General features: G+C 42.3%; 19 protein-coding genes. 9 read left to right on the top strand and 10 right to left on the bottom strand.

All coding sequences use genetic code 11. The features are described from left to right. Positions 1–324: 324 nt before the first annotated feature. Genes AAFF35_RS27285 through AAFF35_RS27275 form a run of 3 tightly spaced genes read left to right on the top strand, consistent with a single transcriptional unit; the run spans position 325 to position 4,594 of the window. Positions 325–2,220, top strand: coding sequence for a prolyl oligopeptidase family serine peptidase (locus tag AAFF35_RS27285; protein ID WP_342329631.1), 1,896 nt, complete (start codon positions 325–327; stop codon positions 2,218–2,220). 11 nt (positions 2,221–2,231) lie between these two features. Further along, positions 2,232–3,899, top strand: a complete 1,668-nt coding sequence (locus AAFF35_RS27280; protein ID WP_342329630.1) for a HAMP domain-containing sensor histidine kinase — start codon at positions 2,232–2,234, stop codon at positions 3,897–3,899. 5 nt (positions 3,900–3,904) lie between these two features. Continuing rightward, entirely contained in the window at positions 3,905–4,594 is a 690-nt protein-coding gene (locus AAFF35_RS27275) for a response regulator transcription factor (protein ID WP_074611729.1), read from the top strand. Here the strand turns inward: AAFF35_RS27275 and AAFF35_RS27270 are convergent. The 4 genes from AAFF35_RS27270 to AAFF35_RS27255 are packed head-to-tail and all read right to left on the bottom strand — an operon-like array spanning position 4,591 to position 9,436. Continuing rightward, entirely contained in the window at positions 4,591–5,472 is an 882-nt protein-coding gene (locus AAFF35_RS27270) for a hypothetical protein (RefSeq protein ID WP_342329629.1), read from the bottom strand. The genes AAFF35_RS27275 and AAFF35_RS27270 overlap by 4 nt on opposite strands. Before the next feature lie 17 nt (positions 5,473–5,489). Further along, complete coding sequence (locus tag AAFF35_RS27265) at positions 5,490–6,767, bottom strand: metallophosphoesterase (protein ID WP_342329628.1); 1,278 nt, start codon at positions 6,765–6,767, stop codon at positions 5,490–5,492. A 50-nt stretch (positions 6,768–6,817) separates the two neighbouring features. Beyond that, positions 6,818–8,314, bottom strand: coding sequence for a sigma 54-interacting transcriptional regulator (locus AAFF35_RS27260; protein WP_342329627.1), 1,497 nt, complete (start codon positions 8,312–8,314; stop codon positions 6,818–6,820). A gap of 24 nt (positions 8,315–8,338) precedes the next feature. Further along, the gene (locus tag AAFF35_RS27255; RefSeq protein ID WP_342333380.1) at positions 8,339–9,436 is read right to left on the bottom strand and encodes a VWA domain-containing protein; all 1,098 of its coding nucleotides are present in this window, start codon (positions 9,434–9,436) and stop codon (positions 8,339–8,341) included. Positions 9,437–9,612: 176 nt separating this feature from the next. On the opposite strand from AAFF35_RS27255, the gene AAFF35_RS27250 reads away from it, so the two are divergent. Then, positions 9,613–10,038 carry a DUF4440 domain-containing protein gene (locus tag AAFF35_RS27250; protein WP_342329626.1) on the top strand — a complete coding sequence of 142 codons (426 nt, stop codon included), beginning with the start codon at positions 9,613–9,615 and terminating at the stop codon, positions 10,036–10,038. A 1-nt stretch (position 10,039) separates the two neighbouring features. Here AAFF35_RS27250 and AAFF35_RS27245 read toward each other — a convergent pair whose 3' ends face one another. From AAFF35_RS27245 to AAFF35_RS27235, 3 genes are all read right to left on the bottom strand, one after another. Beyond that, positions 10,040–10,921 carry a cupin-like domain-containing protein gene (locus tag AAFF35_RS27245; protein ID WP_124581658.1) on the bottom strand — a complete coding sequence of 294 codons (882 nt, stop codon included), beginning with the start codon at positions 10,919–10,921 and terminating at the stop codon, positions 10,040–10,042. A gap of 98 nt (positions 10,922–11,019) precedes the next feature. Next, entirely contained in the window at positions 11,020–11,901 is an 882-nt protein-coding gene (locus AAFF35_RS27240; protein ID WP_342329625.1) for a cupin-like domain-containing protein, read from the bottom strand. A gap of 451 nt (positions 11,902–12,352) precedes the next feature. After that, the gene (locus tag AAFF35_RS27235) at positions 12,353–12,898 is read right to left on the bottom strand and encodes a fasciclin domain-containing protein (protein ID WP_342329624.1); all 546 of its coding nucleotides are present in this window, start codon (positions 12,896–12,898) and stop codon (positions 12,353–12,355) included. 144 nt (positions 12,899–13,042) lie between these two features. On the opposite strand from AAFF35_RS27235, the gene AAFF35_RS27230 reads away from it, so the two are divergent. From AAFF35_RS27230 to AAFF35_RS27220, 3 genes are all read left to right on the top strand, one after another. Then, positions 13,043–14,914, top strand: a complete 1,872-nt coding sequence (locus AAFF35_RS27230) for a DUF1800 domain-containing protein (RefSeq protein ID WP_342329623.1) — start codon at positions 13,043–13,045, stop codon at positions 14,912–14,914. A 9-nt stretch (positions 14,915–14,923) separates the two neighbouring features. After that, on the top strand, positions 14,924–16,189 hold the full coding sequence (locus AAFF35_RS27225) for a DUF1501 domain-containing protein (RefSeq protein WP_342329622.1): 1,266 nt from the start codon (positions 14,924–14,926) through the stop codon (positions 16,187–16,189). A gap of 97 nt (positions 16,190–16,286) precedes the next feature. Next, positions 16,287–17,438: a formylglycine-generating enzyme family protein gene (locus tag AAFF35_RS27220; protein WP_342329621.1), complete on the top strand. Its 1,152-nt coding sequence runs from the start codon at positions 16,287–16,289 to the stop codon at positions 17,436–17,438. Positions 17,439–17,470: 32 nt separating this feature from the next. Here AAFF35_RS27220 and AAFF35_RS27215 read toward each other — a convergent pair whose 3' ends face one another. Then, a complete protein-coding gene (locus tag AAFF35_RS27215) occupies positions 17,471–18,781 on the bottom strand; it encodes a DUF3472 domain-containing protein (RefSeq protein ID WP_342329620.1) in 1,311 nt (436 codons plus the stop codon). A 155-nt stretch (positions 18,782–18,936) separates the two neighbouring features. On the opposite strand from AAFF35_RS27215, the gene AAFF35_RS27210 reads away from it, so the two are divergent. Next, a complete protein-coding gene (locus AAFF35_RS27210; RefSeq protein ID WP_342329619.1) occupies positions 18,937–22,095 on the top strand; it encodes a glycoside hydrolase family 2 TIM barrel-domain containing protein in 3,159 nt (1,052 codons plus the stop codon). Between the two features lie 144 nt (positions 22,096–22,239). On the opposite strand, the gene AAFF35_RS27205 is transcribed toward AAFF35_RS27210, so the two are convergent. Next, entirely contained in the window at positions 22,240–22,563 is a 324-nt protein-coding gene (locus tag AAFF35_RS27205; RefSeq protein WP_342329618.1) for a phage holin family protein, read from the bottom strand. 217 nt (positions 22,564–22,780) lie between these two features. On the opposite strand from AAFF35_RS27205, the gene AAFF35_RS27200 reads away from it, so the two are divergent. Further along, on the top strand, positions 22,781–23,254 hold the full coding sequence (locus AAFF35_RS27200; protein ID WP_342329617.1) for a hypothetical protein: 474 nt from the start codon (positions 22,781–22,783) through the stop codon (positions 23,252–23,254). On the opposite strand, the gene AAFF35_RS27195 is transcribed toward AAFF35_RS27200, so the two are convergent. Next, positions 23,247–24,032 carry an SDR family oxidoreductase gene (locus tag AAFF35_RS27195; RefSeq protein WP_342329616.1) on the bottom strand — a complete coding sequence of 262 codons (786 nt, stop codon included), beginning with the start codon at positions 24,030–24,032 and terminating at the stop codon, positions 23,247–23,249. The genes AAFF35_RS27200 and AAFF35_RS27195 overlap by 8 nt on opposite strands. Between the last annotated feature and the right edge of the window lie 2 nt (positions 24,033–24,034).

Genomic DNA, 24,034 nt, shown 5'->3' with positions numbered 1-24,034 from the left:
CAGCATATAATTGTTTTTCAACGGTTATGAAGCTATCTTAAGCATGTCCATTGTTTTTTGCAAGGGCTATGCTGCTGATGGTTTCATTGGGATAAAGTGTACAGGAACCTAAAATTAACGATTTAAAGGTTAATTTATGTGTTAAGTGAACAAGATTAATACATGCTGGTATTTTAAATGTTACTCATTTATATTCCCATACCACAAAAAAGTAATTATATTCAACATCATACGCCAGACATAAAGGAGTATAAAAGTAACAATATTGGTGTATAGCCTTTTTAGAAAGGCAGCGTTGTGTAGCTTTGCAGGCTATTAAATAATATGATTGTATATAAAAGATACTTTTTCCTGTTTTTAATATCTCTTGCTTTTGCCTGTCAGCAGAAGGAGGGGGAGGCACGCCTTATTCCTCTTGATGATTTTTTTAAATCACAGGATAAAATTACTTATCGTGTCTCTCCTGATGGATTGAATATCTCTTACCTTAAACTGGAAGATTCAGGTCTGAATCTTTACATTGAGGATATTGCTACCGGAAAGGCGAGGAAAATTACCCACCTGAAAGACAAAAACGTTATTTTTTATTTCTGGGTGAGCAACAATGACCTGATCTATTATAAAGAGATTGATGCGGCAAAACGTCGTTCAGATATTTTTATCATCAATAAAGAAGGGGTAAATGAAAGGCAATTGAGCAGAAATGAGCAGGGGAAAATGAGGGTTTTGGAAGATCAGTTGATTGATGATAAGTTCTTGCTGGTCTCTTCCAATAAGAGAGATTCTACTGTTTTTGATGTTTACCGGCTAAATGTAAGAAATGGAAGCATGGAAATGGCAGCTAAAAATCCCGGGAACATTACAGATTGGAAAACAGACTCGGAAGGGAAATTAAGACTGGCCGTGAGTACAGATGGTGGGACGACCACGATGTTATACCGGGCGCAGGAAGGACAGGTCTTCAAGCCCATCATGACCAATAATTTCATCACTACTTTTAAACCTGTGGCCTTCAAGCATGACCGTCCTAATATCATTTATGCCATTTCCAGTGTAAACAGAGATAAAAGTGCATTGGTCGAAGTGGATTGTAATACAGGGAAAGAGTTGAAAGTGCTTTTTGGAAATGACACCCTTAATATTACGGAAGCTCAATATTCGAGGAAGAAACAAAAGATGTCTTTTCTGACCTACGAAACCTGGAAGAAAGAGAAGCATTATCTTGACGATTCTATTAAGATTATCTATGATGACCTGGATCGTCTCTTGCCTAAAACGGAGACCCAGATTCTATCCCGTGATAAAGCAGAAAATGTATTTGTCATCAGGACCTTTACCGACAGAAATCCTGGGTCCTATTACCTCTATTTTGCCGACAAAAGAAAACTACAGAAATTAAGTGATTTTAATTCCGCAATCCGGGAAGGAGAGATGAGTGAAATGAAAGCGGTTAGCTTTCAATCGAAAGACGGAACTAAAATTAACGGCTATCTCACCCTTCCTTTACATGTTAAAGCAGTTAGCCTGCCAGTTGTGGTATTGCCGCATGACGGTCCTGTAAGCCGGGATTTATGGGGGTATAATGCAGAGGTTCAGTTTTTGGCCAACAGAGGATATGCTGTATTTCAGATCAATTACCGTGGTTCTTCAGGGTATGGCAAGACCTTTATGTCTGCCGGATTTAAACAATGGGGTGGGAAGATCCAGGATGATATCAACGATGGGGTAAACTGGCTCATTGAAAAAAAGATTGCAGACCCGAGGAGAATAGGAATCTATGGAACAGGATTTGGTGGTAATGTTGCTTTGAACTGCTCTTATCTGAGCCCTGGTATTTATGCTTGTGCTGCCTCTAACTCTGGCGTAATTAACTTATTTGCCTATTTAAAATCTATTCCACCTTATTTTAAAACCAGCCTTCAGCTCTATTATGGTATTGTTGGAAATCCACTAACGGATGCGGATCAGATGCGAAAATCTTCCCCCTTATTCCAGACCGATAGAATCAATATTCCGGTATTCATTTGTCAGAATGTAAAGGATCAGAATACGAATGCCGGCGAATCCCTGCAATTTGTGAAAAATCTTAAAAAGAGAAATGTGAATGTAACCTATCTGGAAAATGAAGGCATCGTATTTCCGGCTAAAAATCAGGAAAGCAGACACCAGTTCTATACTACCCTGGAACAATTTTTAGAGACTAATCTTAAAAACAGGTAAATTCGGATCTCATGATCTCAGAGAAAAAAACAGGCTATCGTAAGAATTTTTCCTTAATCCTTACTTTCATCGCATTGATGTCTGTATTGTTTTGCCTGTCTTTATATCTGGCCTATAATTTCAGCAAAAAATTCATTGAGAACGAGTTTGTATCAGAGAAGGTCAATGTATTGGAGCAAAGCATTAAACCATATAATGATTTCTTTCAAAAGAAGTTGCCAGAGGTCTCTTATTATAACGGTTATCTGGATTCTGCTACGGCCTCCAGCTTCGTGGATACGGTATTACTGGAATATCCCTTTGTTTCCAAGGTGGTGTTTTATGATTCCGAGGTAAAGAATACACCTGTAAGCGACGGATTAAACACCGGGAAGTTTTCCTTCGGACCGAAAAATATTTATCAGTTTGGAAGTTTGATCCCACAGGATTCCGTGCTGTTGTTCTCCAGGGAGAATACCAGGAATTTTATTGTAGGAGATGATTTTAACGGATTAGCGTTGAAACTGGCTTCGTATATTGAAAGCCTGGATACCACTAAAGTGCCGGATCAGGATGAACTTTTCAGCAATTTCAGTAATGTCCGTTCCAATAAGATCACCTATCTCAATATTCCGAGGATGGAGGAATTGAAGGCTTATAAAAAAATGTTGAGGAATGTACTCGATCCGCAGCCAGTGTACCAGCAGGACATGATGTGTTTCCACCTGGATCCTTATAAGATTAAGATCATTAATTCCAGGCCCCTCCTGTATCAGTTTATCAAGATACAACCCCTGACCTATGATCCTTTAGATACTTCGCAAGCCTATCTCAGTACAGAGATTACCCTTCCAGGACCTTTTTCTGATTATAAGCTTTATTTTATCTCCTCCAAATCATTTGTAGATAAGGAAATCCTCAGTTATTTTTTACCTATTGCCTTAGCAATCCTGGTTTTTTATGGGATTGTGGTGCTGGTTGCCTTTCTGATTTACAGAAACCTGAACATCAATCAACGGATGTTTAAATTGCAATACGATTTTGTGAATAACCTGACGCATGAGTTTAAGACGCCCGTAAGTGTCATCAAGATTGCAGGAAATAACATAAAAAGTGCTACTGTTCTTACCGACAGGGAGCTGAAGCTGTATGGGAAGATCCTGGATGAAGAAGCGGATAAGCTGAACGGATTAATGAATAAATTGCTGGCCTTCACCCAGATTGAAAATAAGGCCATTCAATTAAACAGAGACGAGATTTACATAGAAGATTTTATAGAAAGTACCGTGGAGTCTCACCGTCTGAAGCATCCTGATTTTGACTTTACCTATGAGGTGAGCGGTTTCAGTACTTTTGTGACTGATCCTGTGCTTCTCGGAAGCCTTTTTGATAACCTTGCGGAGAATGCCTATAAATATTCTCCATCGGAGCGTAAAAAGTTGCACATCAGTGCCCGCTTAATCAAAGGAAGAGTGGTGTTTAGGTTTACGGATCATGGGATCGGAATCCCATCCTCCGAAATTAATAATATCTTTAAGAAGTTTTTCCGCATCCAGAATCAATACAACCAGAATGGAAGCGTTGGACTTGGCTTGGCTTTCTGTAAGGAACTCGTTAACTTTATGAAGGGCGAGATTACCGTGAAGAGCAGGGTGAATAAAGGAACAGAATTTAAAATTGTACTACCATATAATGATTAGAAAGTATGTCTAAGGAAATTAAAATATTAATAGTTGAAGACGATGAGAACTTAAGGTTTCTAGTAGTACATCGCTTAAAAGCAGAAGGATATGAAATCATTGAAGCTGGAGATGGAGATGCTGCGGAAAAATTGATCCTAAGCGAAAAACCGGATATCGTATTGCTCGACTGGATGCTGCCTGGTAAACAAGGTTCAGAAGTTTGCGAAGAAGTGAGAAAACAGGGATTTGAAAATCTGATCATTATGATGACTGCAAAAGCGCAGGATATCGATAAGATTGATGCCTATAACTTTGGTGTTTCCGACTATGTAACCAAACCCTTCAATATGGATGTATTGGTGGCTATGCTCGAGAATAAAGTGAAGTTTCTGCTAAACAATGATCGTTCAGAGATTCACCGTTTTGGCAATATGGAACATCATCCTAATATCCATACCTTATTCAGGAATGAAAAGAAAATTGAACTGACCATTCTGGAAAACAGAATCTTGCTTTATTTTCTTAGAAACCCTAATAAAGTGATCAACAGAGATGCTTTGATGCTGGAAGTATGGGGATATAATTCAGATGTAAATACCAGGACGCTGGACATGCACATTGTACGCCTGCGTAAAAAAATAGAACTTAATCCGGATAATCCTCAGTTATTGCAAACGGTTAGAGGGGTTGGGTACCGTTTTAATCCTGCTTAAAACCTAATACTTACCAATAACAGGAGCAGGTATTGTAAAATCATTATACCATCTAAGAAGAAGAAATAATAATATTCATTCTTTTGGATGCCGGACTTAAATATGAGCCATCCTGTGAGCAGGATGGTAATGGTTAGGGCGATGACATCCAGATTGACGGTTTGGCTGAACAATAGCAATAGAACGAGGTAGCCTAAAAGTAAAAACTGACAGAAAATATAGGCTTTCTTTTCGCCGAACATTACCGGGATCATTTTCAGTTCATATAGCTTGTCCTGAAAGAGGTCCCGGATATCAAAAGGAATCGTGATTGCCGCGATGAATAAAAAACGTTTGCCTACAAGCAGTAAAGTCTCGCCTGTGGAGATGTTGATCGGGTAACTGTGTTCTACCTCCACTATAGGCAATAAAACGCAGCTGATGGCCCATACGATCGCCACCAGAAAGAGTTTGATGCCCGGTATATTCCTTAATCCGATCTTTTGATGATTTAAGATCAGGAAGGGGATGCTATAGCTAACGGCTATTGCTCCCGTAAAGAGCATCAACAACTTTGCTTCTATACTTAGATATAGTAATCCCAGGGGGATCAGGCAGAGCGCTGAGATCAGTGTGATGGAAATGATCAGCCGGTGATGCGAAAAGATCCAGCGTACCCTTATATAAGGAGAGTGGCCCGGATCTTTAGGATGAGACATCAGCATACTGAAATTATAGATGGCCAATGTCCCAAAAAATAAGATCGCAAGAATGTTCTTGTTCGGCGGTACCTGTAATAAATGATAAGTCAGGAGCCCCTGGGCAACTGCACAGATCGCAATGAATAAATTGCTGAATAGTAGAAAATCAAGGCTGGAAAATAGTATTCTTTTTACCATGTCCGGAGAAAGATTAGCTAAGCGCGTTTCAATTCAAATATCGTTATTTCAGGTAAAATTCCAACCCTTCCCGGATAGCCCAGAAAGCCATATCCAACATTTACATAAAGTTGCTGATTTTTTTCCTGATATAAGCCTGCCCATTCTTTATAAATGTACTGTACCGGACTCCATTGAAAATCTTCTGTTCTTACTCCGAACTGCATTCCATGGGTGTGTCCGCTAAACATCGCATCTATCTGTGAATACTTGGGCAGTACCTCTGCCCTCCAGTGTGAGGGATCGTGTGAAAGTAATAATTTTACAGGAAGGTCGTCTGTATCTTTGGTGGCCAGGTCCATTCTTCCATATTTTGGAAAACGCCCGGTTCCCCAGTTTTCGATACCCAGGATTCCGATCTCTTCTCCATTTATCTTTAATCGGCGATGTTCGTTCATCAGCAGGTCCCAGCCCATCAGCTGATGCGTTTTGATGACATCCTGAAGGTTTTTTGCTTTCGCAGCGGATGGCCCTTTACCGAAATGATACTCTCCATAATCATGGTTTCCAAGAACAGAATAAACGCCTAATGGAGCCTTTACTTTGCTGAAAATATCCTGATAATCCCGCATTTCTGTGGCCATGTCGTTCACAATATCTCCGGTGAAGAAGATCAGGTCCGGTTTTTCAGCAAGCAGCATTTCTACACCACCAAGTACTGCTCTGGGGTTATAGAAGCTTCCCGAATGGATATCTGAGATTTGTCCCAGCTTCATTCCTTCAAAGGATGCAGGCAGGTTCGGTAGGATTAAGGTCCGGCGTTTTACTTTATAGTCGTATGCGCCTTTGGCAATGCCCCAGGTTAAAGAAGTAAGGGGGATGGCAGCAGTAATTAATCCCGCTTTAACCAGGAATGAAGAACGACTGATTGGTTCGCCGGGTAAGGGCTGAGTAATGGTTTCCGGCATAGTTGGGTCAACCAACGGACCGGATGAGGGTTTTACTGATCTGGAAAGCTTAATGATGAACCTTCTCAGATCGTCGACTATTAAGAAAGGAAGCATTACCAGCTTACAGGCAACCGTTAAAAAATAAGCCACCAGGATCACTGATTTCATGCTTAGGAACAAATTGGCATAGAAAGAGGTGAACACACCAATCACCAGCAAAGTGGTATATCCCCACCAGATCAGGGTAAATAGCTTTCTTGTTTGAGGTTTCCAGTTCTTGAATACACTCAGAATGGCACGGTAGCAATAATAATCGAATGCTAACAGTAAAACAGATAAAAATATAAAGACGGGTAATCGGCCCATTCGCAGGTTTTAAAGGTTATTATTAATCATACTTTGAGATCTCAGATTTTCTATCTGAAATCAAGGTCATCTTCTTCTTCATCGGGTCCGGTACTGAACAAGCTATCGAACAGATCTGAAAAGCCGAAGCCACTCTCCAGATATTTCTTGTTTAGCTGTGAATATTCTGCCAGTCCATGGAGTACAAATTCCATCATCAATAAGGTCTGGTTTGCACTTAGTTTAGGATGAAACTGTTTTACCAACTCATTCAGTCCTGCCACCTGCATCAGTTCTTTTTTATAAGCAGCTAAAGTTAACCGGTCGGAAAGGTCCAGCGTATTTCCTTCTGTAAACCATTCTGTCACAATTAGGTATGGGTTTGCAGATTTGCTCTTTTTTGCTTTTTCAGGATCTGGAAAATAACGGTTAAATAACGACTTGATTGCTTTTCCGATTAAGGTATGGGCAACTTTTGCCGGGCCTTCCAGCTCACCTTCATAAACCAATTCAATCTTCCCGGTAATTGCCGGAACAATCCCTACCAGATCTGACAACCTTACAAAGGTGTTTTTCTCTTTGTTTACGAGCATTCTTCTTTCCGCTGAGCTGATCAGGTTTTCATAAGCAGAGATCGTTAACCTTGCGGAAACTCCGGACTTTTGATCTATGAACTCACTCTGACGGGCTTCAAATGCCACTTGTTCCACCAGGTCTTTTAACAATCCATCAGATTCGATAGCTGCTTTTTGCTCCTCGCTTATTTTTGCTTCCTGGAAAGTGATTTTTCTGGAAATGGCAATTGTTTTAGGGTAATGGGTCAGAATCTGACTCTCTATCCTGTCTTTTAATGGCGTGACAATAGATCCCCTGTTGGTATAATCCTCAGGGTTTGCTGTAAATACAAACTGTACATCCAATGGCAGGCGGAGTTTAAATCCTCTGATCTGAATGTCTTTTTCCTGAAGCATATTGAACAGGGCAACCTGGATGCGTGCCTGCAGATCCGGAAGTTCATTGATCACGAAGATGCTGCGGTGTGCCCTTGGGATTAGCCCGAAGTGAATTACCCTTTCATCATTATACGTTAGTTTCAGTGTCGCTGCCTTAATCGGATCTACGTCGCCAATTAAATCGGCAACCGTTACGTCAGGTGTGGCCAGTTTCTCTGTATAGCGTTCGCTACGGTGCTGCCAGCTAATTGGGGTCTCGTCGCCATGAATTAAAATTTCATGTTTTGCATACCAGGAGATCGGGTTCAATGGATCATCAAAGATTTCGCTTCCTGCAACATAAGGAATGTATTCGTCCAAAAGGTTGACCATCAAACGGGCAATCCGTGTTTTTGCCTGTCCTCTTAAACCCAGCAGTAAAATATTATGTCTGGAAAGGATGGCAGTTTGAAGCTCAGGGATAACGGTTTCATCGTATCCTAAGATGCCTTCAAAACCTGCTTCATTACTTCGAAGCTGGGTGATCAGATTTTTACGAAGTTCGTCCTTTACGGCTAGTGATTTATAGTTGGAAGCTTTGAGCTGTCCGAGTGTTTTTATCGTGATGTGATCCATGTTGTATCGTCGTGTTGAGCTGGTCTATCTAACCGTTTTTCTTCTGTTCTTAATGTAATCTTCAAAAATATACTCTCCAAGGCCTGTGAGGGAGCTATAGAAGGCCCTTCCGCCGTTAATCTGCGTAAACTCCCGTACGAATTGCTGCAGATAGGGATCCTGTGCAATCATAAAAGTAGTGATTGGGATGTTCAGTCGTTTACACTGTGCCGCCATGTTCAGTGTTTTATTGATCACTTTCCGGTCTAGACCCATGCTGTTTTTATAATAGCGTCCGTTTTCCTTCAGGCAGGTGGGCTTGCCATCGGTGATCATAAAGATTTGCTTATTGTGTGTTTTTCGACGGCGCAACAGGTCTGCTGCCAGCTCCAGTCCGGCAAAAGTATTGGTGTGGTAGGGGCCTACCTGTAGATAGGGCAGGTCTTTTACTGTAATCGGCCAGGCATCGTTTCCAAATACCACAATATCCAGTGTATCTTTTGGATAACGGGTTTTAATCAGTTCTGCAAGGGCCATTGCTACCTTTTTAGCAGGAGTGATCCTGTCTTCTCCATAGAGAATCATGGAGTGGGAGATGTCAATCATCAGCACAGTAGAGGTGAGGGTTTTATAATCCTTTTCTTCTACTTCCAGGTCTCTTTCGGTAAGCGTAAAGTTTCCTATGCCATGGTTGATCTGTGCATTGTGGATGGAGGCAGTCATGTCAATCTGGTCGAGGCTGTCTCCAAAAGTATACTCTCTTCTATCGGCATTCTTCTCCTCTCCAATACCGGAGATATTGCTGTTGTGATTTCCTTTGCCTGCTTTCTTTAGCTTCCCAAAGATTTCTTCCAGCGCAGACTGCCGTATGGTTTGTTCTGTCTTGGCGGTGATGCTCCTATCGCCATTGGCAGGGTTTTCCTTGAGATAGCCTTTATCTTTTAGATCCTCGATAAAGTCGCCCATCCCATAATCGTTATTCGTGAACTTGTATTGCTTGTCCAGTTCGTTCATCCATGCCAGGGTTTCTCCCGCATCACCGGCAGTGTAATTGAGCAGTTGGGTGAATAGCTTTAGCAATTCATCAAAACCGCCTTTTGGCAAGTCATCTGGTTGAAAATTAGAAAAATGGAAACCTCTCATGTGTTTATATATAAACGGAATATCGAAGGTAAAAGTTTGAGGTATTAGTAATGTTATCCAGTTGTAAAAATACCTTCCTATATTTAGCTTAGCAACCAGCACATTTTTAGTGGTTTCCGGAGGGATATCCAGGTCATAAAATGTGTTTATTGCCAATTGAACCCAGATCAATCAATATGAAGAAATTAATTTTAATCCTGTTTATAGGATTTGGTCTTAGTGGAAAGGCCCAACAAAGTGCAGATCAGCAAGCGATACTCGCCGTATTAGAGAAACAACGCCTTGCCTGGAATGAGGGAAACCTGGAAAAATTCATGGAAGGCTACTGGAAAAATGACAGTTTGCTTTTTGTAGGAAAGAGCGGGCCCACTTATGGATGGCAGCAAACGCTGGATAATTATAAGAAAGGGTACCCCGACAAAAGTGCAATGGGTACCCTGACCTTTAATATCAAGAAAGTAGAACTCTTATCAAAAGATGCGGCATCCGTATTGGGTGGCTGGCATCTGAAAAGAGAAAAAGACGAACCGCAGGGATACTTTACCTTAATCCTGAGAAAAGTCAAAGGACTATGGCTGGTGGTATCCGACCACAGCAGTTAACTTATTTGGGAGAGCCGTTTGCTAAGGCTCTCTCTGCTCTTTTTATCGCCAGGCGTTCTCTGTATTTTGCATAAGGGGCTTTAAAAGCCATTTTCAATACACTGTCCAGACCTCCTTTTACCGCAAGGTTAAATACACTTTGTGCTTTTCTGGTGATAGACGCGTCCCATGCTCTTAAACTTAAAGAGAAAGAACCATCCAGGTATTTCATCCAATGCCACATACCGGTAGGCATGAAAAGGGTATCCCCATGCTCTAAGAATACTTCGTATCCTTCCACGCCTTTTAAAGCAGGGAATTTTTCGAAATCAGGGTTTGCTACATCATAATCCTCTAAGGCATAAGTTGCATTTGGAATACAATACAATCTTTTTTTCCATTTGTTATCGAAAAGGATGATGTGTTTTCTTCCTCCAAAATGGGTGTGGAAAAGGTGAGGTAAATCTATGTCGTAATGTAAAAAGGTAACGGAATTCGATCCTCCGAAGAACATGGCTGGCATGCTTTCGATAAAGCCGCCCATCAGGTCTTTAGGTAAGGTGATGTCCTTAATCAGATCAGGAACATGTTTAAACAGGTTGAAGAAAAATATACGCAGTTCTGTAGGCTCTCTTTTGATCAGGTCCAGGTAATCACCAAAACGCATCGTGGCAACAGAGGAGTTGATCGGCTTTGAGGGATCAGCTTTTGAATTGTCCATCAGGCTCACATTGATGTCGCCGCCAATTTGTTTTAAATAATCAGTCGTCCATTTCTCTCTGGCAGGCCAGGATTTAGTCAGCCCCTTAATGATTAAAGGACGTCTGGGATCTAAATAATTTTTTTTGAAATCCTCAGGACTAATATTTTCAACGGTATCTACCGGCTTCAGTATAAAGCTCATAATTATCAAGGTTAAAGAACAAAAGTGTAAATTAAAATTTAAACTTGTTCATTCAGGATTAATTATTTTTTACCAATTCGGGACGCTGAATGTACCATTTATCTGGGTTTCTGATTCGCAAGCGCCCTATTTGCCCTTCTAATTGCCAGTCTTTCCTTCCATGTCATATACTTGTCCCGGAAATTAGCCTTCATAAAATCATCGAACTTCCGCTGGATTGTCAGGTTGTATAAGCTTTTTGCCTTTATCAGCAAAGACTTATCCCATGCCCTTAAACTGATCGAGAAGGAACCATCCAGGTATTTCATCCAATGCCAGTATCCGGTAGGCATAAATAGCGTGTCTCCGTGTTCGAGGAAAGCCTCGATTCCTTTAACACCTTCCAGTGCCGGGAATTTGTTGAAGTCTGGTTTTTCGACGTCGTAATCTTCTAAGGCATAGGTCGCATAAGGAATTTGATATAGACGGTCTTTCCATTTGTTTTCGAACAAGATGACGTGCTTTCGGCCGTTGAAATGGGTATGGAAAATATGCGCAAGGTCGATGTCATAATGTAAGAAAGTGACCGACCCCTTGCCGCCAAAAAACATGTTCGGATAGCTGTCCAGAAAACCTCCCATCAATTCTTTAGGCGCACGGTAGTCTTCCAGTAGTCCAGGCGCCTGCTTTATGGGATCGAAAAGGAAAATCCGCAGGTCTGTAGGGGTGTTTTTAATGAGCTCAATGTAGTCGGCAAATTTCATCTCCGCAGCGGAAGCATTAATGGGCTTCGAAGGATCTGCTTTTGAGCTATCGTATAATGGAACCGTTCTGTCGCCAACTACAGTTTTCATGTAGTCCAGGTCCCACTTTTCGTAAGCAGGCCAGTTTTTCGACATGTTTTTAATGATTAACGGACGACGGGTATTCAGGTAGTGTTTCTCAAAATCTGCTTTGGAGATGTCGTTTACAATATCAATTGGAGTAAGGTCGAAGTTCATCTGTTTATTTTTTATTGTTCAGATGGGCACGCATGATCGAAATCAATCCCCTTTTGATAGATCATGAAACATGCTCAGGTCATGTTAATTTATTGTTAAAAGCAAAATTAATGAAAATGTAAAATGACAGATTGGGGAGGGAGGAAAAATGGAAATCTTCTGACAAATGGAAAAAGTTAATCCTGTTCTTAGGCTCAAATGTTTTGAAGGGAAAACATTTGCAGGCCTTCGAAAAGGAACAACTTTTTCTGTAGCATGATGCATATGCATGATGCATATGCATGGTGTATATAGCAGGATGTATATAGCAGGATGTATATTTCAGGATGCATATTATGGGAATGGATACAGCAGGGTGTAGGAAATTGAGTGTATAAAAAAGGGGCAACTCAATTTGAGCTGCCCCTGGGATACTTCCCTTTCCCCTATTTATAATGCTTTACCCGTATTTTTAGTTTGGCATTAATACGGAATCTATCACATGGATGACCCCATTTTTTTGATGCACATTCGCAATGGTTACGGTTGCCGTACCACCTTTTTCATCTTTTAATACCAGTTTGCTGCCTTCCATCCAGGCCCATAGTTTACCACCGCTTACGGTCGTTAGCTCAGCTTTGCCATTGCCTGCTTTGATGGCCTTTGCAATTTCTTTACTGGTCATTTTTCCGGCGACTACATGGTAGGTCAGGATTTTTGTAAGCAGGGCTTTGTTTTCTGGTTTGAGGACTGTTTCTACTGTTCCTTCAGGAAGCTTAATGAAGGCTTCATTGGTAGGTGCGAAAACAGTGAATGGCCCTGCTGATTTCAAAGTCTCTACCAGTCCTGCGGCTTTCACTGCTGCAACCAGTGTGGTATGATCTTTGGAGTTTACGGCATTGTCTACAATGTCTTTATCGGCATACATCGCTGCGCCTCCGACCATTGGATTCTTTTGTGCCTGTGTGTTAAATGCCAAAGCTACTAAGGCAATTACTGTTAAAAAGGTTCTTTTCATAGTGGTAGTTTTCATATGGGCAGATACGAAGAAATCTTTAAGCCGGATTTAATGAAGGGTATATTAAATGGAATAATAATTTATATGTTATTAATCTTTATGACGTTTTAATGGTCATAAGGTTGTTCATCAAATTGTCAGCTTATGAAAACACCAGTAAAGGTTCTTTATTCATTTGTGTTGCTTTTCCTCGTTACGGTATTCTTTTCTTCTTTTAAAGAGAAGCCTGCTTTTCCTTATCAAAAGGCAGGTCTTACGGAACGACAGGCTGCAGCACATCTGTTGAGTAGGTTTACCTATGGCAGTAAAGAAGGGGATGTGGATGCAGTCGTCAAAATGGGACTGGAAAAGTGGTTTCGTCAGCAATTGGATGGAGATCTTTCGGATGATTCTTTAAACCTGATGTTGAGCAGGTTTGATGACATTAACCTGAGCAATACAGAGGTCGAGAATAAATACCCAAGACCAAACCGGGTCCTGAAGCTGGCGATTGCCGATGGATCTATTCACAAAGATTCAGTAGATAAAGGAGATCGTAAAGCATATAGGGAGCAGATTCGCAGCTATATGGAGAAGAAAGGGTTTAAGCCGGAGCAGGAATTATACAGACAGTTTATCAATCAAAAGATATTAAGAGCCGCCTATTCACGTAATCAGCTGAGAGAGCTGCTGACGGATTTTTGGTTCAATCATTTCAATGTTTCTTTAACCAAGAATCAATGCGCTTCTTTTGTTCCCGCTTATGAACGGGATGTAATCAGACCTAATGTGACAGGGAAGTTTGAAAATCTATTGCTGGCCACCGCCAAATCTCCGGCGATGCTGATTTACCTGGACAACTTTACGAGTACGGGACAGCCTGTTGTTTTAGAAAATGGCCGGGAGCCGCAGATGAACGGGGCAGGAAAACCGCTAAAAAGAAGGGTTCCTCCGAAGCGGAAACAGGGCGGACTAAATGAAAACTATGCAAGGGAAGTGATGGAACTGCATACACTGGGAGTCGATGGTGGATATACACAGTCGGACGTGACACAGGCGGCAAGGGTACTGACCGGATGGACCTTAGCCCCAATGGGGGAAGAAGGATATGGAGCTGCAATGCAGAAGATCATCGATAATGTAGGAGCAGAAAATCTTAAGAAACGTGGTTTTGTGAAAGAGGGCGATTTTCTGTTCGTTCCAAACAGACATGACAATGAAGAAAAGACCGTTCTGGGTAAGCATTTTGCAGCAGGGGGAGGTTATGAAGAAGGGCTGACTTTACTGAACATGCTGGCCCGGCATCCATCTACAGCACAGTTCATTTCTAAAAAGATAGCGACGAGGTTTGTCAATGACCATCCGGCACAAACGCTGGTTGATAAGATGGCAAAGACTTTTACGAAGACAGATGGAGATATCCGGCAGGTGATGGTAACAATGGTTTCTTCTCCTGAATTCTGGAGCCCTGCATCGCTCCGGGAAAAAACAAAATCTCCCTTTGAGTTGGCCATCAGCGCGGTCCGTAGCCTGGATGCCGACATTACGCAACCTTATCAGCTGTTTAACTGGATCAATAAAATGGGACAGAAAATGTATTACTACCAGGCCCCTACAGGATTTCCGGATAGAGGCCAATATTGGATTAATACGGGGGCATTGCTGAATAGAATGAACTTCGGATTGGCGCTTGCAGGACAACGGATCCCCGGAGTGAAGATCAACCTTTCTGCATTGAACAACCATCATGAGCCTGAAAGTGCGGAAGCAGCCTTGCTTACGTATAGTAAGATGATCATGCCGGAACGGAATTTAACAGAGACCGTAAAGCGCTTGAAGCCGATGTTAAATGATCCTTCATTATCAACTAAGGTGGCCAATGCTGCGGAGAAGACAAACCCTCAACAGGAACAGACAATGATGGGGACGGATAATACTCCCCTAAAAACCGCTGCAAATAACGCGGTCAATAACAATGCAATGCTGGCGCAGGTAGTAGGGGTAATCATCGGTTCTCCGGAATTTCAACGTAAATAAACTTAAGTCATGACGTCAAGAAGAGGATTTATCAAAGCAGGTGGACTCGCGTTATTCGGAATAGGAATGGGGGGAATTCCCGCCTTTCTTGCCGAAGCCGTTGCAGGCACAAAACCTTTAGGGCTGTTTAACAGGAAGAAAATTTTAGTCTGCATTTTTCAACGGGGTGCAATGGATGGTTTGATGGCAGTCACGCCATTTACCGATGAGTACCTGAAGGCAGCAAGACCAGGTTTGTTTATGACTGCTGCTAAAGGAGGCAAAAATACACCACTGATTGATTTGGATGGCCGTTTTGGCCTGCATCCCTCTATGGCTGCTTTTGAGCAGGTGTTCAGGGATAAGAGGATGGGCATCGTTCATGGCATCGGATCACCCAATAATACCCGCTCTCATTTTGATGCGCAGGATTATATGGAATCGGGAACCCCATTTAAAAAAGGAACGGACAGTGGTTGGTTAAACAGGGCTGTCGGACTGCTGGGGCATGATAGTGCAACACCGTTCCAGGGAGTCAGCTTAACCTCTTCTTTGCCAAGATCATTCTATGGGGAACATCCGGCAGTAGCCATTAGCAATCTGCAGGATTTCAACATTCAGATGAGGGGAAATGTTAAGGGGGCGAATATGGCGGCTAAGAGTTTCGAAGAGCTCTATGATCAGACCTCCTCCGGACTGTTGAAAGATACCGGAAAGGAGAGCTTCGAAGCGATAAAAATGCTTCAGAAAACAGATACTAAAAATTATAAACCCTCAAACAATGCCATATATCCAAATACGGCATTGGGAAATTCTCTGAAGCAAATCGCACAGCTGATTAAGATGAATGTCGGAATGGAAGTCGCCTTTGCAGAGTCCGGAGGCTGGGATACCCATTTTAATCAGGGAACTGATACCGGGATTTTTGCGAGGAATGTAAATGACCTGAGTAATAGCATCATGGCTTTCTGGACAGATATGGGCACGTTACAAGATGATGTAACGGTAATGACCATGACTGAATTTGGACGTACGGTAAGGCAGAACGGAACCGGTGGAACGGATCATGGGAGGGCCTCCTGTAACTTCATTTTAGGCAATGGCGTGAGTGGAGGGTTGGTACATGGTAATGTAGAGCCAATGGCAGTCGAAAATCTGGAGGATGGCAGAGACCTGGCCGTAACCACAGATTTTAGAAGCGTATTCAGTGAAGTGGCAGACAGGCATTTAAATCTTAACAATGATAAAGTGCTGTTTCCGGAATGGGATGGAAGTAAAATCGGCGTGATGAGGTAAGAGTTTAACTTTTTATCATTATTTTGCCCTTCATTATTCCGAATTCAGAATCATGCTCAATAGCTTTTAGAGATTCTGAATATGACCACGATTTTTTATGAAAAGAGAACTTTTGTATTTGTTTTTTGTGTTGGCCATTACAGCCTGCAATCAGAAAAGCGACAAGAAAGGATTGGCAGGTACTACTGCTGATACTGTCGCCGGTGTGGACCATTCAAACCATACTGACTCTGCTTGTTGTAATTCTAACCTGCCTAAACGATACGGAGCAGTTACCGGAATAGAAACACTTGCTGGAACGGAGAAAGATGGCCTTGCCTCGCATCAGGGCATGAAATTTATTCCTGCAGGTTCTTTCAGAATGGGCGCTGCGGATAAAGAAGGCAGAAGAGATGAATATCCTGCCCATGAGGTAAAGGTGGATGCTTTCTGGATTGACGAAACGGAAGTCACCAATGCACAGTTTGCTGCTTTTGTGAAAGCTACCCGCTATGTGACGCAGGCAGAACAGAAACCAGATTGGGAAGAAATAAAGAAACAATTGCCTCCGGGAACACCAAAACCTCCGGAAGAACAATTACAGCCGGCCTCACTTACTTTTAGTCCGCCGAAAGGCAGGGTTGACATCAATGATGTTTCACAATGGTGGAGCTGGACTCCCGGCGCAAGCTGGAAACATCCGCAAGGACCGAAAAGCAATATTAAAGGGAAAGAGAACCTTCCTGTGACCCAGGTTTCCTGGATCGATGCCGCAGCTTATGCGAAATGGGCGGGAAAACGTCTGCCTACCGAAGCGGAATGGGAATATGCAGCAAGAGGTGGGCTCAGGGAAAAGAAATATCCATGGGGAGATGAAGATCTTGCTTCAGGGAAGGTTAAAGCCAATACCTGGCAGGGAGAGTTTCCTTATTCAGATAAAAAGACGGATGGCTATTCTAGTGTGGCTCCTGTGAAGTCATTTGCTGCAAATGGATACGGTTTATACGATATGGCAGGAAATGTATGGGAATGGACGGCCGACTGGTACCGGGAGGATTATTACCAGAGTCTGAAAGGGCAAACCGTTAATCCCAAAGGGCCAAAAGACAGCTATGATGCTGCCGAGCCTGGGATTCCTAAGAAAGTGATCCGCGGAGGTTCATTTATGTGTCATTCTTCCTATTGCAAAGGGTATCGCGTAACTTCCAAGATGAAGTCTTCTATGGATACAGGACTGGAGAATACCGGCTTCCGGTGTGTTTCCAAATGATATTCTTTATCCAGTCCTGATGGGCTGCCTACCTAGGGCAGCTTGTTGAAATCTATTGCAGGATGTGTTTTTCCTGTTGATTTCCTATGAAATGGAGTCTTAATGGGGGTAAAATCATTAAAGAATCCGCAATTTTTTAAGTAGAAAGCGGCTTGGTCTGATCCTCCGGTATAATCTTTTCGGTAATTGATTCTTGCCGTTGCATCGGCAGTAAATGTGGCATCGGTAACCTCATGCCATTTTCCATTGGCATCTATAGCCCATTGGTTTTTATAGTCGCCCCGACGGGACTGATCACCCGTTACCGGCGAAAAATTTTCAAGGAAAGAATAAATGCCTTTCAGATAAACCGCCGATTGTGGACGCTCAAAGCTCGCTACCAATTGCCAGTCGCCTTTTTCTAAATCTTTAAAATAAGCCGTGTAAACCGTGGTTTTTTTAGCTGGATTTGGCTTGGCATGAGTTAAAAATGCATAGCTCTTACCTGCTTTCCATGGGTAAATCATATAGCTTTGGCCGCCGGAACCTTCATTGCCAAACTCACCGGTCTTGGTTTTGCTTCCTTTTTTTAGCAGGATCACTTTCATGCTATCGGGAATAGATTTCGGATCATCCGTAGAAAAAGGGCTCCAGATGGAAAAAAGCACCCTGCGTTCTGTAGGGGAATTGGCCTGCATTCCAAAATATCCGCCACTAAATCCATTGGCCATATAATAGGTGCCCAGTTTATCCTCTCCTTCGGGAACCATGATCTCATTATAAAACCATTCTACTTTGTCTTCCGCTGCTGCGGGAATGATATAGTTCAAATGCACAGAAGGGCCTCTTCTGCCCCAGTGGAAATAACTTCCTTCATTGTTCTTTACATATACTGCTCCGTTATCAAGTGCGCTTCCACTAACCAGCAGGTCGGAAACGTCGGCAAATACCTGTCCGGTTTTACTCAGACCTCTTAGTTCTACTTTTACATATCCCGGAGCAGCAATTTTAACATTGCCTAGTTTTATAACAGCGGCGCCCAGGTTACTTACTTCTTTAGTCAGCGTTGTTCCCGCTACTGTCAGGCTGATTTTGCTGTTTCCCTCAGGAACGCTCAATCTGAGTGACAATTCCGCATCTCCGGCAGCTTCGGTACGAAAGTAAATGGCAATGACATCTGAGGCATTGCTCCAATTGCTCAGGCCTTCGTTTTTTATCCTTGCATGGCCGTTCTTTTCCACATATCCATTGCCCCCCAGGGGGATAGTGATCGTGGCCGGCTCGGTTTCAGCCCTGCTTCCGGCGAATGATGCCGGAAGGAGCAGTAGCTGAAAAGCAAGAAGGAAAAAGGTTAATTTTCTCATGTTCATTTGTGTGTTTGTGGTTTGTGTGTTGATTGTTTGATGAAATTAGGAAAAGGAGAGGCAAAACAAGGATCAAAATTCAGTCAAACGTTTGCGTTGTGGATTTGGGCAAAATATAATTACGTTAGATAGCGCAATACAATTTAAACACACAAATGAAAAAACTTTTTACATCACTATCATTATTATTGGCCTCATCAGCAGTAATGAGCCAGCAATTACCTGCTGAGCTACAGACTCCTGAGGTGGTTTCAGTGAACCGGATGCCGATGAGGGCCTCAGCTTTTGCTTTTGAAAGCAAGGCGGTTGCTGCAAAACGGGAGAAGGAGAAATCCGAATACTTTATGACGCTCAATGGCCAATGGAAATTTAACTGGGTTCAGGACCCGCGTAAACGCCCGGAGGACTTCTATAAAACAAGTTTTGACGATACAAAATGGGATAACTTTAAGGTTCCTGCCAACTGGGAAACCAATGGCTATGGCTTACCGATCTATGTAAACCAGCCTTATGAATTCGCAGGACGCAAGAATACAGGCTCAAGAATGAATCCTCCTTTTGATATTCCTGAAGACAACAATCCCGTAGGTTCTTACAGAAAGAAATTTAATCTCCCTCAGAACTGGGATGGCCGTCAGGTATTTATTCACCTCGGCGCAGTAAAATCGGCCTTTTTTATCTGGGTAAACGGAAAGAAAGTTGGTTATAGCGAAGACAGTAAACTTGCCGCAGAATTTGACATCACCAAATATGTCAAAGCTGGTGAAAACCTGGTTGCATTACAGGTTTACCGTTGGAGTGATGGCAGCTACCTTGAATGTCAGGACATGTGGAGAATCTCCGGAATTGAACGTGATGTGTACCTGTATGCCACACCAAAACTCGATGTAAGGGATTTCAAAGCTATTGCTACACTGGACAAATCCTATAAGAACGGACTCCTTTCATTAGATGCAGAAATCAACAACTATAGAATCGACAGGAAGACCAACCATAGCAAGCCGGATACTTTTGCCGTAGAGCTGGAGTTGATCGATCCGAAAGGGAAATCTGTATATAAGGACGAAACAAAAGGAATAAAAACGGTCCTTGGGAATTATAAAAGCAATGTGGAGTTCCATGCAGAAGTTGGAAACGTCGCGGTATGGACTGCAGAAACCCCTAACCTGTATACGCTTTTCATTACTTTGAAAAATAAAAAAGGGGAAGTACTGGAAGTGATTCCTCAGCGAATCGGTTTCCGTACCGTCGAACTCGTTAACAATAATTTCCTTGTGAACGGGAAACGTGTGTTTTTTAAAGGCGTGAACCGTCATGAGCACAATGCGACCCAGGGGCATACGCTGACCAGGGCAGACATGCGTAAAGACATGGAGATGATGAAAAAGCTGAACGTAAACTCTGTAAGGCATTCTCATTATCCTCCTGATCCCTATTGGATGGAACTTTGCGATGAGTATGGTTTATACGTAATTGATGAGGCGAACATTGAATCTCATGGCCGTTATTATGATCTTGATTATACTTTTGGAAATGATAAGCAATGGAGAATTCCTCATTTGGAGCGGATTCAGAGAATGTATGAACGCGATAAAAACCATTCCTCAGTAGTGACCTGGTCTTTAGGAAACGAGGCGGGTAACGGAAGGAATTTTTATGAAGCATATGATTGGCTGAAAGCAAAAGACATTCGTCCCGTACAATATGAACGTGCAGAGGAAGATTACAATACAGATATGATTGTTCCTCAGTATCCTGATCCAAATTGGTTGAAAGAATACGCTAACAGCAAGCCTGACCGTCCGCTCATCATGAGTGAGTTTGCCCACATTATGGGAAACAGCCTCGGTAACTTCAAAGAATACTGGGATGTGATCGAAAGTCAGCCAAACCTGCAAGGTGGTTACATCTGGGAATGGATTGACCAGGCGATTGATACCGTAAAAAATGGAAAGCATATCAATGCTTATGGTGGAGATTTTCCTTTAAGCGGACCTGTTAATGAGGACTTCAGCGACAATAACTTTAGCGTGAAAGGTGTAGTGACGAATTATCGTGGCATGACGCCGATGGCGGTAGAGGTGAAGAAGATTTACCAGTACATCAAAACAAAATACGAAGGCAACAACGCCATCAAAGTAAACAACTCTTATTTCTTTAAAGGGCTGGACAATGTGAAATTAAACTGGGAACTTTTAGAAAACGGTAAAATCGTAGAAAAAGGAACGCAGAACCTTCCCGTAATTGAGCCAAGAACAGAAAAAGAACTGAGCCTGGCCATTAAAACTAAAGCGAAAGCCGGCGCAGAATATTTTCTGAATGTATATTACGACCTGAAAATCGCAGAACCTTTCCTTCCTGCAGGATATACCATTGCTACCGGGCAGTTTGCATGGAGCGGAGCACCAAAAGCATCGGTCTATGCTGCGGCCAATGGAAAATTGACGATAGAAAAACCTTCAGGAAAAGCAGTAGTTAAAGGAAGTGATTTTTCTATCGCCTTTGATCTGGAAAAAGGATTGATGACAGGATATACCCTAAAAGGTAGCCAGTTATTGTCTGAGGGCCCTCAACCTGGGTTCTGGCGTGCCTCAACAGACAACGATATCGGTGCAGGATTTAACCGTAGCCTGAGGAAATGGAGAAATGCCTATTCAGAGGGAAAACTAATTTCTGCAGAGGTAGAAACTGCGGCTTCTGGTGAAGTGATTGCGACCTTTAAAAAGGAATTGATCGGCGGAGCAGCAACAGTGGAGCAAACGTTTACCATCAGACCTGATGGAATTGTAAAGGTAGACAATCATTTTACAGCCAATAAAGGGAAGTATCCGTTGATGCAACGTATCGGAAATGACCTGCAATTGAACGCTGCGTTGAGTAAAATTAACTTCTATGGCCGTGGACCGGGCGAAAACTATTGGGACCGTAAAACCGCATCTTTTGTCGGCTTATACCACCAGACCATCGATGAGCAGTACTTCCCTTATGCGCGTCCTCAGGAGAGCGGAAACAAAACTGATGTTCGCTGGGTGAATTTCACAGACAAGAAAGGCAAAGGACTCAGCTTTGGAATGGCAGATAGTTTATTGAATTTTTCTGCACTGCCATACAGCATGGACGACCTTGATCCTGAAGTCGAGAAGAAACAATACCATTCCGGCGAGTTGGTAAAAAGAGATAAAATCTACCTGCACCTGGATTTGATCCAGAGTGGTTTACAGGGAATAGACAGCTGGGGTTCTATGCCGTTAAAGGAATATAGAGTGCCTTTTGCAGCACATCAGTATTCGTATTGGATCAAACCAATTAAATAAGACGTGCTGATATTATAAAAAACAGGGCTTTTGGATCATCATCCAAAAGCCCTGTTTTCGTTTTTAACTATTTGCTTTATAGGTGGTTGAGAAATACTGCGCAAACGTTTGCGCCCGCGAATCCGTAGCGAGGCTCAGCTTCTCTTATAACAGCATTCCTACCACTGCCATAACCAGGGCAATGATCAGTGCCGGAGTAAAGCCCTTTACTTCAAAATCATCAAAAAACTTATCCGCCAATTTGATCATGATGGCAGTAACCACCAAATGAACAACAAAGGAGATCAGGCCGAGGGTGACTACATTCATAGGGAACCTGAGGAACATACCCAGCGTTGCATTCAATAAGCCAATCACCAGGGCTACCAGAATGGCTGTTCCGTAATTTTTAATTCTAACGCTTGGCAATACATAAGTCATTCCCAAAAGAATTCCTGCATTGACGAGTAAGGTGATAATAAAGTTCATGTCGTTTTTTTTAAGTTTTGTAAGGGTCAAAAATCAATCCAGAAATTGCCCTGAAGGCACATCAGTGCAAATAAAATAAATTAACTTTAATTTGTAGCAAATCTTATTTATCTTACGTTTAGTATGTTATACTAAATTAACAATCAGCCTTATGAAAAACATCCCGCTATTATCATTTTTTATTCTAATAATTTTCTCTTCCTGTCAACCGAAAGTGATGACTACAAAAGAACTTAATCCCGCCGATTCCTTTATGCCTATGCAAATCGGAAATTCCTGGAAAATGGGAGAACACACTTATACTGAGATTCAGGATACCTTGAGGATTGACAATAAGTTGTATTATAAATTCTATTCCTTAGTTGGCGGAGATGCCACAGATATCAAATATCTGAGAATAGATGAAAATAATGACTTGCAGGAATCCTATCCGGATCAGCCTAAGAAGGTTTATACCCATGCAAAATTCTACGCAAAAGTAAACGACGAGTTTTACACCCTCGGCGATAAATCGCAGAACGATTATAAAGTCAAAGTGATTGAAAAGACCGATAAGAAGATGACTTTTGAGTTCGATATGGTGTATCATCCTAATTTAAAAGGAAGCACACATAAAGTGAGTTATATCAAAGGTTCAGGTCTGGATGAAGACTGGAAAAGTATTAAGATTGACGGCAAGGTGATTAAGTAACCTTTGCCGTTCTTAAATATTTAGAGAAGCGCAAAGGGAAAAATCTTTTTAGCCAGATCCCTTTGACTTCTTTGCCTCCGATATAAATCTCTTCCTTACGAAGCCTGACTGCGTTGACAATCAGTTTCGCACATTCCTCAGCCGGCATGCCATTTTCCTGTGCGCTGTCCATTGTTCCTTGCGGGGCTCCATTCGAAGTCAAAGCATTCAGGGTAACGTTTGTTTTGATGAAACCCGGACAAACCATAGTGATGTGGATGCCCTGGTCAAAGAGTTCAGACCGTACAGAATCAAAATATCCATGTAGGGCATGTTTAGAAGCCGCGTACGCAGAGCGGAGCTTTGTCCCGAACTTCCCAACCAGACTGCTGATACAAACGATCTGGCCGCCTCCATTCGCGATCATTAGCGGCAGTACCGCTTTACTCAAGACTACGGTTCCCCAGAAATTCACATTCATCAGGCGTTGTTCTACTGCCAGCTCTGTTTCCAACGCAAGGCTCCGCTGACTGATTCCTCCGCTATTGATCAGCAGGTCAATTTTACCAAAGATGCGGATCGCTTCTTCAGCTTTGTCTGCCAATGCTGCGGTATTTTCAAGATCTAAAGACAGCACATGAACGTTGATTTTGTTTTTACATCCGTTCTTTACCCTAAACAACTCATCCCGGTTACGCGAAGAAATGATCAGCCTTGCACCCAGCTGACTATAGGCATATACCAATGCTTCTCCGATGCCGGATGATGCTCCGGTAATCCAAACAACTTTATCTTTCATTA

This window comes from Pedobacter sp. FW305-3-2-15-E-R2A2 (assembly GCF_038446955.1).
GTDB lineage: Bacteria > Bacteroidota > Bacteroidia > Sphingobacteriales > Sphingobacteriaceae > Pedobacter.
Note: the sequence above shows the minus strand (reverse complement) of the source record. Positions and strands in the feature narration are given on the sequence as shown.